Source organism: Bacillus marasmi (assembly GCF_902168435.1).
Taxonomy (GTDB): domain Bacteria; phylum Bacillota; class Bacilli; order Bacillales; family Cytobacillaceae; genus Bacillus_BU; species Bacillus_BU marasmi.
Genome location: NZ_LR656181.1, coordinates 32,650 through 46,478, shown reverse-complemented (window position 1 = coordinate 46,478; position 13,829 = coordinate 32,650). Strand labels below are relative to the sequence as shown.

General features: G+C 36.5%; 14 protein-coding genes. 7 read left to right on the top strand and 7 right to left on the bottom strand.

Annotated elements, in window-relative coordinates; genetic code table 11:
* Window positions 1–51: 51 nt before the first annotated feature.
* Together FXW34_RS19685 and FXW34_RS19680 are read right to left on the bottom strand one after the other, a co-directional pair.
* Window positions 52–732 carry a DUF421 domain-containing protein gene (locus FXW34_RS19685; RefSeq protein WP_147535762.1) on the bottom strand — a complete coding sequence of 227 codons (681 nt, stop codon included), beginning with the start codon at window positions 730–732 and terminating at the stop codon, window positions 52–54.
* A gap of 169 nt (window positions 733–901) precedes the next feature.
* On the bottom strand, window positions 902–3,115 hold the full coding sequence (locus FXW34_RS19680; RefSeq protein WP_147535761.1) for an EAL domain-containing protein: 2,214 nt from the start codon (window positions 3,113–3,115) through the stop codon (window positions 902–904).
* 218 nt (window positions 3,116–3,333) lie between these two features.
* Between FXW34_RS19680 and FXW34_RS19675 the strand changes: the two genes are divergently transcribed.
* The 3 genes from FXW34_RS19675 to FXW34_RS19665 are packed head-to-tail and all read left to right on the top strand — an operon-like array spanning window position 3,334 to window position 6,557.
* Complete coding sequence (locus tag FXW34_RS19675) at window positions 3,334–4,632, top strand: SPFH domain-containing protein (protein ID WP_147535760.1); 1,299 nt, start codon at window positions 3,334–3,336, stop codon at window positions 4,630–4,632.
* Between the two features lie 21 nt (window positions 4,633–4,653).
* A complete protein-coding gene (locus FXW34_RS19670; protein WP_147535759.1) occupies window positions 4,654–5,724 on the top strand; it encodes a TFIIB-type zinc ribbon-containing protein in 1,071 nt (356 codons plus the stop codon).
* Window positions 5,718–6,557 carry a TPM domain-containing protein gene (locus FXW34_RS19665; protein WP_147535758.1) on the top strand — a complete coding sequence of 280 codons (840 nt, stop codon included), beginning with the start codon at window positions 5,718–5,720 and terminating at the stop codon, window positions 6,555–6,557. The genes FXW34_RS19670 and FXW34_RS19665 overlap by 7 nt, the downstream gene beginning before the upstream one ends.
* A gap of 24 nt (window positions 6,558–6,581) precedes the next feature.
* On the opposite strand, the gene FXW34_RS19660 is transcribed toward FXW34_RS19665, so the two are convergent.
* A complete protein-coding gene (locus tag FXW34_RS19660; RefSeq protein ID WP_147535757.1) occupies window positions 6,582–7,772 on the bottom strand; it encodes an MFS transporter in 1,191 nt (396 codons plus the stop codon).
* A 458-nt stretch (window positions 7,773–8,230) separates the two neighbouring features.
* On the opposite strand from FXW34_RS19660, the gene FXW34_RS19655 reads away from it, so the two are divergent.
* The 4 genes from FXW34_RS19655 to FXW34_RS19640 all read left to right on the top strand — a co-directional run bounded on the left by FXW34_RS19655 (window position 8,231) and on the right by FXW34_RS19640 (window position 11,241).
* The gene (locus FXW34_RS19655; protein WP_147535756.1) at window positions 8,231–8,782 is read left to right on the top strand and encodes a DUF1697 domain-containing protein; all 552 of its coding nucleotides are present in this window, start codon (window positions 8,231–8,233) and stop codon (window positions 8,780–8,782) included.
* 23 nt (window positions 8,783–8,805) lie between these two features.
* Window positions 8,806–9,126 carry a hypothetical protein gene (locus tag FXW34_RS19650; RefSeq protein ID WP_147535755.1) on the top strand — a complete coding sequence of 107 codons (321 nt, stop codon included), beginning with the start codon at window positions 8,806–8,808 and terminating at the stop codon, window positions 9,124–9,126.
* 116 nt (window positions 9,127–9,242) lie between these two features.
* Window positions 9,243–9,923 (top strand): response regulator transcription factor, encoded by a 681-nt coding sequence (locus FXW34_RS19645; protein WP_147535754.1) that lies wholly within the window; start codon window positions 9,243–9,245, stop codon window positions 9,921–9,923.
* Complete coding sequence (locus FXW34_RS19640; RefSeq protein WP_147535753.1) at window positions 9,913–11,241, top strand: sensor histidine kinase; 1,329 nt, start codon at window positions 9,913–9,915, stop codon at window positions 11,239–11,241. The genes FXW34_RS19645 and FXW34_RS19640 overlap by 11 nt, the downstream gene beginning before the upstream one ends.
* Before the next feature lie 166 nt (window positions 11,242–11,407).
* On the opposite strand, the gene FXW34_RS19635 is transcribed toward FXW34_RS19640, so the two are convergent.
* The 4 genes from FXW34_RS19635 to FXW34_RS19620 are packed head-to-tail and all read right to left on the bottom strand — an operon-like array spanning window position 11,408 to window position 13,827.
* Window positions 11,408–11,977 carry a ferric reductase-like transmembrane domain-containing protein gene (locus tag FXW34_RS19635; RefSeq protein ID WP_147535752.1) on the bottom strand — a complete coding sequence of 190 codons (570 nt, stop codon included), beginning with the start codon at window positions 11,975–11,977 and terminating at the stop codon, window positions 11,408–11,410.
* The gene (locus FXW34_RS19630) at window positions 11,967–12,908 is read right to left on the bottom strand and encodes an FAD:protein FMN transferase (protein WP_187119039.1); all 942 of its coding nucleotides are present in this window, start codon (window positions 12,906–12,908) and stop codon (window positions 11,967–11,969) included. The genes FXW34_RS19635 and FXW34_RS19630 overlap by 11 nt, the downstream gene beginning before the upstream one ends.
* Complete coding sequence (locus FXW34_RS19625) at window positions 12,883–13,137, bottom strand: hypothetical protein (RefSeq protein WP_147535750.1); 255 nt, start codon at window positions 13,135–13,137, stop codon at window positions 12,883–12,885. Before FXW34_RS19625 ends, FXW34_RS19630 begins: the two co-directional genes overlap by 26 nt.
* Window positions 13,138–13,152: 15 nt before the next feature.
* On the bottom strand, window positions 13,153–13,827 hold the full coding sequence (locus FXW34_RS19620; protein ID WP_147535749.1) for a copper amine oxidase N-terminal domain-containing protein: 675 nt from the start codon (window positions 13,825–13,827) through the stop codon (window positions 13,153–13,155).
* Window positions 13,828–13,829: the final 2 nt, after the last annotated feature.

Here is a 13,829-nt window from a genome sequence, read left to right as displayed (position 1 = left end):
AGGGGCAATTCGTTTGTTAAATAAACGCAAATTTTTGCGTGATGTATTCATTTATTTTTGTATGGTTTGTACAAAGAAGCCGTCTCCATCCAACCATTCAGCTAGAAATACATCTTCAAAATTCGTGACACTCTGTGTGGATAATTGCGTTTTAAGCCAGGATTCATCAAAACCCAGGTCGTGAATTTCATCCCACAGTACTTCTCCGTCACGAATGACCGTAACAGGTACGTAGGCCGGTTTCCCAGGCAGATTGAAATCCTCTAATGTAGTTTTTTGGTATTTAGGTTTCTTTAATATACTTATTGAGCCATTGGTCTCTAAGTAACAAAAGGCAACCTCTCGAATTGAAAAGGTTTCGCTTTGTCGCAATAAGCTCTGAAGCTGATTTAGCGTCATTCGACTTTTCTTAAGTGCCTCTTTGTCAACCAGCCCATTTTTTATAAGTGCAATAGGCTTTCCTTCAAATATTCCACGAAAAAATAAAAACTTTTGTCCTAATAATTCAACACTTAAGAATAACAGCCCCCATAAACTCATTGAAAATATGATATAACCAAGACCGATTTCATGATCATAGATAGCATTTCCAAGCAACTCGCTTAACACAATTGAAGCGATAAAGGTAAAAGGTGATATTTGGTTAATGATTTTTCTCCCAACGATTTTTATGATGATAAATAATAAGAAGAATCCAAGTATAAGCTCTATTGTTAAGTAGCCAATTTTCACAATCATATTACTCCTATCAAACTTAGTTTTGAGAATGATTATATTTTCTTCTAGAAGGGGTTATTTGTGAGAGTGTCATTTTCCTGACAAACATATAAAAGCCATTCGCTTTTTACATCATGAATGGCTTTGTTATTCTTCCCAATACAGTAACTGAAATCTAAATGGTTCAGGTGTAACCATGAATCAATAGTTTTTCCATTTCTTCTGCAGGAACTGGTTTGCTGAAAAGGAATCCTTGACCTTTTTGACAAGCGTGATTGACTAAAAATTGAAGTTGCGTTTCATTTTCAATCCCTTCAGCAATTAAATCAAAATTTAAATTGTGTCCTAAATCGATAATGGTTTTAACAATTTGACTCGATTTAGCGTTAGAAGTAATATCGTCAACAAATGATTTGTCTATCTTAATTTGGTCAATTGGAAGATGACGTAAATAGCTTAATGAGGAGAAACCTTTACCGAAGTCATCTATTGAAATGAATACACCTATTTCTTTTAATTCAGTCAAGATTTTTAAGGAGCTTTCAACATCCTGCATGATACTTTCCGTGATTTCTAAGTCTAAATAATGGGGTAGAAGTTGTGTTTCATCTAATACTTTCTTTGTATATGTTACAAAATCTTCTTCTTGTAATTGACGAACAGAGATATTGACACTGACAGGGATAGGGCGTTTGCCAGCGTTTTGCCATTGCTTATTTTGTAAACAGGCAGTCTTTAAAATCCATTTACCCAGGGGGACAATTAAACCGGTTTCTTCAGCTAAAGGAATATATTCATTTGGAGGAATAATCCCCAGTTCAGGATGATTCCATCGCAATAGCGCTTCAGCACTTACAATCGTTCCTGTACTTAAATCTACCTGGGGTTGATAATGCAGCACGAATTGATTAAGTTCAATCGCTTTTCTAAGAGATGTTTCCAATTCCATGATGTGAATTGTATGGCGGTTAAGATACGAATGATAAAATTGAAAATTATTTTTTCCCTTTTCTTTTGCATGGTACATGGCAGTATCAGCATGCTTAATTAATGTTTCTTCATCAACACCATCCTCAGGATAACGGCTAATCCCAATACTGACGGTGATATAAAACTCTTCACCATCCAAGCTGATGGGCGATGAAAATCGATTAATGATTCGTTGACAGAAATCAAAGATTTTCCCGCGATTAACATCCACCAACAAGACTAAAAATTCATCGCCACCTTGCCTTGAAACCAAACCTTCATTTTGAAAGATGTTTTGCAATCTTTCAGCTACTTCTTTTAAGATGAGGTCTCCTACAGAATGGCCTTTTGTATCATTGATGATTTTAAAGCGATCTAAATCTAAAAATAATATTGCTATATTTTGAATGTCTTTATTCAGTAAAGAGTTATATAATTCGTTTCTAAACATATTTCGATTTGGAAGTCCTGTTAGCTCATCGTAAAATGCTAAATGAGTAATAATTCTTTCAGATTTTTTTTGTTCGGTTATGTCTCGCCCAATGATTTGAATCGCCTTTTTTCCATCTACATGAATTAAGCGGGCTGACACCTCCATCTCAATCCATTTTCCATCTATTTTAGGTCCTTCAATTTCAAACATGATTCCTTTTTCAAAATCTATAGATTGCACATGCTTTTCAATTTTATCCATCATTTTTGGGGTGACTATTTTTTCAAACGATTGTCCAATTAATTCAGAAGGATAAGTGGCACCGATTATTTGACAACCTGCATCATTAATATATTCAATTTTTTTATTCGCAATAATTGCGACTAAATTATGCGACATTTCAACAATGGTTTGATAGCGGTCTTCACTTTCTTTCCGGTCGGTAATGTCGAAAATAACACTTGTAAAATCAACAAAGTTTCCATCCTCATCAAGCGTTGGAATGCCCCTATCTTGTATCCAACGCATTTCTCCATTCGGCCGGAGGATTCGATAAATAGACGTCACGGATTTTCCTGCTCTAAGGTTAAAGTCTCTTTCTGATAAAATTAATAAATCCTCAGGAAGAATGACCTTTTTCCACAGTTCATGGTCTTGATAAAATTCCTCTAATTTACGACCATATAGTTTTTCAATTCCTTTTGTAATTAACAAATGATCTGTCACTAGGTCATGTGACCAAATCGCAACATCAAGTGTTTCAAAAATATTGGTTAACTTTCGTTTATTATTTTCTATTTCCGCTTTTGTACTGTGAATTCTTGAAACCATATAGAGTAATAAAATGCATATACTCATCTCTATGGAAAATGCAACATAATGAAAGGATTTACCGATTTCATGTAAAAAGTAAAGAATACCAAATACGATCATTTGAGCGATGATGACAAATGTAAGTACTAATCTTATTCTCTGAAAGCCTTTTTCTTTTTTCATTGAATTGCTGTCCACCTAACCTTGCAAAATTTCAAATGGTAAATGTAGTATTTATCAACACAACAGGAAATATGTTATGTGCTTAAATGTCATTGATACAGACAGCTTTTATGTTTCGGTCATTTTATAAATTTCGAATGTTATACTTATAGAGATGGAAATATTTCATCAAATTCCTATGAAAATACTGATTACATATAGAAGTGGAGGATGAATGGATGGGGATTATTAAAGCTGCCGTGGATGCTGTGCGTGGAGGATTTGCTGACCAGTGGTTGGAGGTAATTGCACCGCAAGAGATGAGTGATACGACGGTGATGTCAGTTGGAGTGAAATTTCGGGCTAAGGATAGACGTAATCATAATGTGAAGGGGACGGATACGACTATTTCAAATGGCTCTATTATCCATGTCCAACCAAATCAATTCATGCTATTGGTTGATGGTGGAAGAATTATTGACTATACAGCTGAAGCAGGGTATTACCAGGTCGCGAATTCATCTGCACCATCGCTATTTAATGGGCAACTTGATGAAGCAGTTATGGAGACGTTTAATCGAATTAAGTTTGGAGGAGTCCCGTCATCATCGCAAAAAGCGTATTTTATTAATCTTCAAGAAATTAAAGGGATTAAGTTTGGGACTCGGAATCCGATTAATTATTTCGATCGTTTTTATAACGCTGAATTATTTTTACGAGCACATGGAACCTATTCAATCAAAATCGTGGATCCACTGAAGACTTTTAAGGAAGCCATTCCTAGAAATAAAGAACAAGTCGATATTCAGGAAATTAATGCACAGTATTTAGCTGAATTTATGAATGCATTACAAACAGCAATTAACCAAATGTCCAGTGACGGGATTCGGATTTCTTATGTCACATCCCGTGGCATGGAATTAGCGAAATATATGGCTAATGTTTTAGATGAAGACTGGAATCGACTTCGTGGCATGCACGTGGAGTCAGTCGGAATCAATAGTATTACGTACGATGAGCAATCGCAGAAATTAATCAATATGAGAAACCAAGGTGCTATGCTTCAGGATCCATCTGTAAGAGAAGGTTATATCCAGGGCGCAATTGCGCGTGGGCTTGAAGCGGCTGGTTCGAATGATAGTGGCGGCGCAATGAATGGGTTTATCGGCATGGGAATGGGGATGCAAGGCGCTGGAGGTTTTATGAAGGATGCAGCAGAAACGAATCGGATGCAAATGCAGCAACAGGCCCAAAATGCCCAAAATGTAAAAGATGCTGCGCCTGCTAACATGCCTTCACCTGAATTATGGGAATGCAAATGTGGTCATCGTAATGGTGGTAAATTTTGTTCTGAGTGCGGATCACCAAAGCCACAAAAGGACACCTGGACATGTGATTGTGGCCAAAAAAACAATGGGAAATTCTGCTCGAATTGCGGAAACAAAAGGCCCGAAATTGAGTCATGTAAACAATGTGGTTTCGTGAAGCCCGAAACTGCAAACATGAAGTTCTGTCCGGAGTGTGGAACAAAATTTTAAGCTAGCCAAGAGGTGATTGGTGTGGGGGTAATCGTTTACAAGTGTATTAATTGTGGTGGACCACTAGCGTTTAAGGCAGAATCTCAAAACTGGACTTGTGATTATTGTATGAGTAAATTTAGCGAACAAGATGTTCGTAATTTTATTCACAATGAGCAATCAGTGACCGAAGCGTCAGCTAGTTCTAACACATTACAAGAGCAAGATCAAGAATTTCATGAAAAGGCAATGGGATATTCATGTGAAAGCTGTGGTGCTGAGATTGTGACGGATGAAACAACAGTTGCAACCTTTTGCTATTATTGCCATAATCCGACCATCATCCCACGAAGGTTGGAAGGGGAATATCGTCCCGAAAAGGTTATTCCGTTTAAATTTAATCGAGATAAAGCGACAGAGATCTTTAAAGCTTGGTGTAAGAAGAAACCTCTTCTTTCAAAAAAATTCACATCGACATCTGAGCTCGAAAAGCTTTCTGGAATCTATGTGCCGTTTTGGTTGTTTGATTGTCAATCAAATGGAGAAGTCAGTGGGGAAGCCACTATAGTTCGCTCATATACAAGTGGGGATACCCGCTATACCGAAACGAAGTATTATCATATTCTCCGTGAAGGGAAAGCGATTTTCCAAGACGTACCGGCAGATGGCTCGAAAAAAATGGATGATGAGTTAATGAGTATCCTTGAACCGTATGACTATAAAGATTTAACTGATTTTTCCATGTCTTACTTATCTGGATTTTTAGCAGAAAAATATGACATGGATCAAAACGATGTGTACAACAGAGTTTCCAAGATCATTCGTAACAACATGACTTCGTTGTTGCGTGACACAATCCAAGGCTACAGTTCCGTTACGGTCAGTAGTTCCGATATAAAATTAAAACAGGTCGAGGCAACATATGTATTGTTGCCGGTTTGGATGTTTACCTATCAATTTAATGGAAAGACTTATATGTTTGCGATGAACGGCCAGACTGGAAAAATCTCCGGAAAGCTGCCGATAAGTGCCGGTAGAGCAGCTTCGTGGTTTGGTGCGATTTCGGCCAGTACATTTGTCATGTTAATGATTGGAGGGCAATTTTTATGGTAAAAAGTAAAAAGTCCTTCATCATGCAGGTTGTTTTTTTTATGTGGTTATTACTAATCTCGACAAATGTTCTAGCAAACTATGAAAAGGTTTATGATGATGCCAATTTATTGTCAGAACAAGAACGCGCTGAAATAAATGAAAAAGCACTCGCTTTATCTGACCAAACTCAAATGGATATTGTGATTGTGACAACCGACGATAGTCAGGATAAGGCTTCTAGTCAATATGCTCTAGATTATTATGAGGAACATGGGTTTGGCTATCAAGGGACGCTAGACGGTGTTCTGTATTTAATTAATATGGATGAACGGGAAGTTTATATTTTTACAAGAGATAAGGGTACAAATTATATTGATGCTAGTAGAGTTGATGAATTACTCGACCTTGTATATCCGTCCTTAGCTGATGGGAAGTATAGCGAAAGTGTTCATCTTTTCCTCGATGAAGTGGAAAAAATCATGGCAGCTGGAGCTCCAGCAAATTCAATCAATGATTCGTCTGGGGACTCTGGCTATGATAATACAGAGGAGGGGAATGGAAGTTCATCAATAGAACTAAGCATGTTTGATAAAATTGGAATCTATTTACTCATCTCACTCGCTATTGGCGGAATAGTGGTGGGGATTATGGCGATGGGGAATAAGGGGCGCTCAACTGTTACGGCTAGTACTTATTTACAAGGTGATTCCTTTGTCATAACGAAAAAAAGAGACCAACATTACAATACGATTGTGACCCAGCAAAAGATCCAAAATAACAATAATAATAATAGCGGAGGTTCTTTTTCTGGTGGTTCAGGTGGAGGAATTGGAGGAGGCGGGAGAAAGTTTTAATTTCTCCCTCACTCCTCTTTTCTCCTATTTTACTTTTAATGTTATAACTGCATTCAAAATAATAAAGCCACCAGCTATCGTAAATAATGAGGCAACACTAGTAAATTCGATAATGATTCCAGCTAGTGCGTAACCTATTGGTGTTGCCAGTAATGAGACGCTTGTTACAAAACTAAATACCCGTCCAAGTAGGTGTGGTTGTATCTCTGTTTGAATAAAGGCATAGAATGGAGCTGAAAATAAAGGTCCAGACAAGCCAATTAATCCGCTTAAGACAATAAATATATAAAATAGGGAATGGGGGAGCCATCCAGTTATGAATAAAGCGATTCCCATTAACAACATGCCAACAGCCATTGTTTTGACTTTTTCAAAGCGTTCCCCTATTACTCCTAATAATGAACCGCCTGCAATTAAACCAATCGCAAAGACCATCTCAACGATTCCTGCTTCTACAACACCTTTTCCAAAATGGTTACGTGTAATGAGTGGAAAGTACGTTCCCAGTGGAATGAATAAAAGCGCAACAACGGTCATCGTTATGGTAAGCTTCAGGATGACAGGATGTTTTACGATTGCCTGATAGCCTTCCTTCATTTCTGCAAAAAAGTTGTGAGTTAGCTGTTCTTTAGATTTTGGTGCTCGCGGAATATGAACAAATAGTAATACACCACTAGCTATTACAGCTCCAAAAACATCAAGTAATAACACCCATTGTAGTGAACTAACTGCCAGCAAAGATAACCCAACTGCTGGTCCAGCAATATTAGAAAGCGAACTCACTGTTTGTCCCCAGCCAGCAACGTTTGTAAGATACTCTTCTGGCGCAAGCAATGGAATCGATGCTTGAAATGCTGGCATATGAAAAGCGGTAGCAAGTGATCGGATGCTTAGGACAAGCAGTACTAGGGAAATACTTGGTTCACTAAAATAGATTGAAATAATCAATAGGATACTGCCAAGAGCAACAGTCATATCTGCTAAAATCATCATCATTTTACGAGAGTATCGATCTGTCAGTGTTCCAGCGATAGGACCAACCAATGCTTGCGGTAAGAAGCCAGCGAGTCCTGCAAGTGTTAATACAAGTGGTGAGCCCGATGTATCAGTTAACCACCAAATAATACTAAATTGAACAGCTGCACTACTAAGTAATGAAAAGAACTGTCCTGTATATATGGCTATAAATTTACGTTTCCAATTATTATTTAGCATAATAAATCCCTCCGAATTAAATGAAAAATAAAAAAATCACAGACAGCTTGTCTGTGATTGAGAGTAAGGGGATCATAATGATTTGTGTTATAAGGTAGAGATCACCAAATAAACTTCCCTCCAAGTCAAAGAAGGGAAATTACACAAAAAATAAGAAAGGTATTAAAATCCGAATCTATTCATTTTATGTGTTGATTAAAATGAAGATTATTAAAAAAGGACAGACCTATCCCGTTTACTCTGTATATACAAACAGAGCCTTTGAACATATTCAATTACTAGTTCAAAGTAGGGAAACGTAATCTCATCGAGTGTGTCATTTTTTAATAATCCTCCTAAAATAATAAAAAGTACTAGGTTATTATATTGTGCCGTTTTCATTCTGTCAATGATAGCACTAGAATAATATCTGAGTATAGTAAAGTGTTATACTGAAACTAATCGAAAGGATGGTGGATATGATTTTTATTGCACTTCTTCGCGGCATTAATGTCGGTGGAAAAAATAAAATAGACATGAAGCTACTCAAACAAACTTTTGAAAAGGTCGGGATGAATGATGTGCTGACCTATATCAATACAGGTAATATTATATTTTCATTCGAGGACGTATCAAAAACTGAATTATCACGAGTTTTGGAAGAAGCGATACATACTGATTTCCGATTACAAATTAAAGTAGTTATTCGTAGTGTTGATGATGTCCGCGGTATCATTAATGCTATTCCGGATATATGGAAAAATGATAAAGAGATGTCTAGTGATGTCATGTTTTTATGGGACGAAATTGATGATGAATCCGTCCTTGAAAATTTAGTCATTAAACCAAATATTGATCATGTCATATATGTCCCAGGTGCAATCCTATGGTCAATTGACAAGCAGGATGTAACGAAAAGTGGAAAGTCAAAGATTGTTGGTTCAAAGATATATAAACAAGTTACCGTAAGAAATGTCAACACCGCACGGAAGATATATGAACTGATGCAAGCGCAAAACTCACGAAATTAAATAAACCGATTAGGAGCAACAATATGAAAATCAAAATGATCATTTTTCTTACATCTACAAAGGAACAACAAGAAACTAATCGTGCTGAACTAATGATGAAAACATTTGAATCAACAATTCGCCCTGTTCAAGGTGATATTATCGATGATCCAGGATTTGACTCAAGGTTTCATAATGGATACGAGGTTGTAAAAGTAACTTTAAATTATGCAAAAAATGAATGCTTTGTATCTCTACACCCACTTGTATTGGAATTAGAGGAAATGAGTATCAATGAATATATCGAAAAACTATTGGCAAATGACTGGCGCATTGTTCAAAAAGAAGAATTAGCAGAAGATTGATTAGGATTACACAACATTTCGCAATTCAATAAGGATTGCGTCCTTTTAGAATTTTTCAATCTTTTTTCAGATTTCTTTGATATTCTTATAGAAAAATGGAGAAGGTGCGGATTTTTATGAATATTTTGTTTGCAGAAGATGATGAAAGTTTAGGGAAATTAATCCTTCATTTGCTGCAGAAGGAATTTAACCGGGTCGATTGGGTTAAGGACGGGCAGAGCGCCTATGAATATGCCATGTTGACAGAGTATGATGTGATTATACTTGATTGGATGATGCCTGTTTTAAATGGAATTGAGACATGTGAAAGACTTAGAAAAAAAGGCTTTAAAGGCGGGATACTATTTCTAACAGCCAAGGATTCATTGGAGGATGTTGTCACAGGATTAGACTCTGGTGCAGATGATTACTTAATTAAGCCGTTTAAATATGAGGAGCTAGCAGCTAGACTTCGTGCCTTGTCGCGACGGACTGCAAAGCCTTTTGAAGAATTTTTAACAGCAAACGAGTTGCAATTGAATCTTAATACACATGTTGTAAAACGAGACGGTCATGTAATTGAACTATCAAAGAAAGAATATGAGCTATTAGAATTATTACTACGCAACAAACACCAAGTGCTGACAAGAGATGTTATTATTGATCGAATTTGGGGTTTTGAAGTTGATATAACTGAAAATGCTCTAGATGCTTTAGTAAAACTTGTGCGAAAAAAGGTAGACCAACCTGGCAAGCCCTCCATTATTAAGAACGTTCGAGGGGTTGGCTATAAATTGAGGGATAGCAATGGAATTTAATCGAGTAAAATCAAAACTTAACCTGCTTTATACAGGTTCGCTGCTGTTCATATTAATTATTTTTATCATAGTATTATATCTATTAATATCCGGAGCGATAAAAAAACAGGAAATAGAACAATTAGACCGATTTTATGAAGAGGAAAAACATGAATTCATAGAAGATATTTATGAGAATCGTTCTGAGAGAGTTAATAAGGAACATGAAGGTGAAGAAGAACACGACGACCGAGAATATAAGGCATCTGGAAATAGTCATGAACATGAATTGGATCAACTAGAGTATGACCCGGATAGGGGAATTTTCTATTACGTATTTGATAAAAATCACTATTTGGTAAAGGGAGAGGAAGCGGTTAGTGGATTAGCCCGTTATATCTATCGTAATAACCTGCATTTAAAATCTTCCAAAATGATTAACGAAATAGAATGGGAGAAGTCCCATCTATTGATTATCAGTTATAGCCTTCAAGATGGTCAGAATCAGATAGGAAGTGTTACCATCGGATTGGATGTTACAGATGAAAAACACTTAATTCAAAATATCATATGGATTTTGCTATTGCTGACGCTAATGTTCAGTTTGTTATTTGCTTTTGCGGGAAATTTCTTTGCTGGACAGGCAATGAAACCCATCTTGAGAGCCTTCAACACTCAAAAAAAGTTTGTTTCAGATGCATCACATGAACTACGGACCCCTTTGAGCATCTTCTACAGTTCAATAGACGTTCTTTCTAGTGAGGAACGGGAAAATTTAAGTCCATTCGGAAAAGAGATTTTAGAGGATGTTAAAAATGAATCTGAAATGATGAATAAATTATTGAATGATTTACTGTTTTTAGCAAGAAATGATCAGGGGAATTTCGAGTTAGAAATAGAGGAACTGGATTTATCCTTGCTGCTAAGCACTTTGATGAATAGATTTAGAAGAATCGTTCCATCACATTTATCTCTCGAGGAGAGTATCCAAACTGGCATCGTCATGAAGGGGGATAAGGTAAGGATACAACAGCTTTTATATATTTTATTAGACAACGCTATGAGGTATACAAAGGAAGGAAAGATTAGTTGTTCATTAACAAATCATGGACGGGAAATCGTTTTAAGCATTAAAGACACAGGACCTGGAATTCCTCAAGACGAAATCATTCATATTTTCGACCGTTTTTACCGAGCTGATTCCTCAAGAAAAAGAGATGGCTCTGGTCTGGGTCTATCCATTGCCAAAACAATTGTAGATGCACATAGTGGGAAAATTGAAGTAAAAAGCGAGATAGGTGTAGGGACAGAATTTATGATTAAGTTTATAAAAAAATAATGTTTTACCTATATTGATTAAGATCATCCAGGAATTAGCGTGAGGCTCTAGGAAGATGATATGAAAATAAAATAGGCGCATCTCTCGAATAGAAGAGATGCGCCTATTTTTGTATAAGTTCTCCTGAATTATCTTTCCATTCTGAAACTGAAATATTGCTTTGAGCTTAAAAACTTGCATTTTTTCTTTTTGTAGAACCAAGCTGGCTTTCCAAATAGCGAAATGTTAGGAGTAGCATGATCAAGATGATGGATCCAACATAAACAAAGGCAGCCCATGTTTGAGAAGTATCTGTCCCAATGAAAATGCCGTGCAGGACCATCAGAATCCATGCTGGTATAACAAGAAAATGGATCTTTTTCCATAATGTCCGACCTAGTTTTTTCATCAAAAAATCTGATGTAGCAAATGTTACTAAAAATAAATACAAGGATATTGTGCCGAGTCCAGAAAAGACTGGGTCATTATCGGCTGAAAAAGGGATGACAATATCCAAAATTGAATAGGGAACATATTCATCCACTAACAGTAATGAGATATGAAAAATTATTGTCAGCAATCCGGTCCATCCACTTACTTTATGAAGTTCAATCATAAGTGGCTTTTGCTTTTGGAAACACAATAAACGGTTCATCAAACCTGCTGCGATTGCAAATGTAAGCAGAAAATAGCTTAGAAAGCCGGAGACACGGATTAAATTCCAGGTTGAAAGTAAATCAAAGAAATCACTGTTCATGATTTTCGCTCCCTCCCATCTCGATTTTTCCTCTGGAATTTACAAGTACATAATTAAATTTTGGACTGATCTTAGAAAGAATGGGTTTTACAGATAATAAATCGTCCATAAAACATATTTTTGCACTGATTTCAGCATCCAGACAGTGTTCGGTCACAATCGTTGCCTGGACGATTTCTGAGATTACCGGCATACCGGTTCTCCCATCTAGAATATGATGTTTTTTACATTGTCCTTGTAACCAACTTCTATAAATAATATTTGAAGTCGCGATTCCTCCGTTACGGATGGAAAAGGACCCGATTTCTTCCTCTTCGTTGAAAGGATCCATCACTCCGATAGTCCAGGTTTTATCTCCATTTGACCACATCGACATATCACCGCCACCGTCAACAATTCCGTAATTGCTTTTAGTATGTTTTTGCAACCATTTCGCGATAGCTTCCACTGCATAGCCCTTGGCAATCCCACCAAGGTCAATTTTTTGTTCAGTATTTTTGATTAATCTACAACCATCTAGAAAAGTCAGAGGCTGGGATACCATTTGATGATGGACAATCCCTGCCTCACTATTTGCGACCTTAAAGGGGAATGATTGATTATATCCATGGGCCTCCATTTGAGTTAGCATATAAGGTGAAAATCGTCCGTCCGTTTGCAGCCGATATGCTTCTGCTTTTTGTAAAAGATCAAAAAGAATAGGTGATACTTTGATAGTCGTAGCTGGTTTTGCTTCATTTAATCGCATTAATTCATTATTAGGTCGAAATCTAGAGAATTCCCGTTCAATATATTGAAGATAGGATATGATTGGGCTTTTCCATTCAGTTTGGTAATCATCCGAAACCGCAATGTAAAAAGAAGTATTCATCATATTTAATTGCACTGATTCAAGTCTGCTGTCATTACGTTCTTCTTGTCGTACGATCACGTTCATTTCCACCTTGGTAATCATTTTCTTGAATAGAAAAATTGTTCCAATCTAGTTTGACAAGTTCTTTTTCTCGCTTACTCATTGAATCATTGATTTCTACTGAAGTAACAGTTGAGCTTGTTTGAGCTACTGGATTAGGATTATCATTTAATTGGCCAATCACGAAAGCAGAAAATGCTGCTCCTGTGATGCCGACAATCCATTTTGCTTTATTGTTTACTTTCATATACAATCACCTCTATTAAATTTTCTCTAGGACAATGGTTTCATTCTCCGCATTCCAATTCACTCGATAACCAAAAGCATTTGCGATTACTGAAATTGGTAAGTATGTTGATTTCTCGAAATAAAGAGCGTTCGTAGGCATTGGTGTTTTTATCATATTCTCATAAGCAGCATTGGAACCGGCACGAACAACTAGTTCTTCCTTTCCTTTTGAAACGACAAGAATTCTGCTTTGTTTGTAAAATTTGTGCTCTAAATTAAGTAGTTGTGCCATTTTTTCGCCTGATACAAGCATTTGACCGTTGAAGGGAAACACATAAAGATACTCAGTTTTACCGTTCAATTCTACTGCAATTTCTTTAGCTTCATTAAATGGAAGATTTTCTGTACTTGAAGAATTAGTATCTCTAGTCCAAATATTCCAATATGATGGTTGAGTCTGATTCTCTTGATTAACAGAGCGATTACCATCTTCCTCTGAATCATACTCCTCGTACTCTTCACCATGTTCTTCTTCTTCCCATTCATCATGATCATTTTCGTCGCCTTCATACCTTTCGTACCGTTCATGCTCCTTATAATCACGATTGTCATCGTCATCATCATCAGCTTTCACAATAATGACTGATTGAAAAATGAAGAAAATCATAAAAATCGGTAAGCTCCACCTTAATAATTTTGTTTTTTTCAACT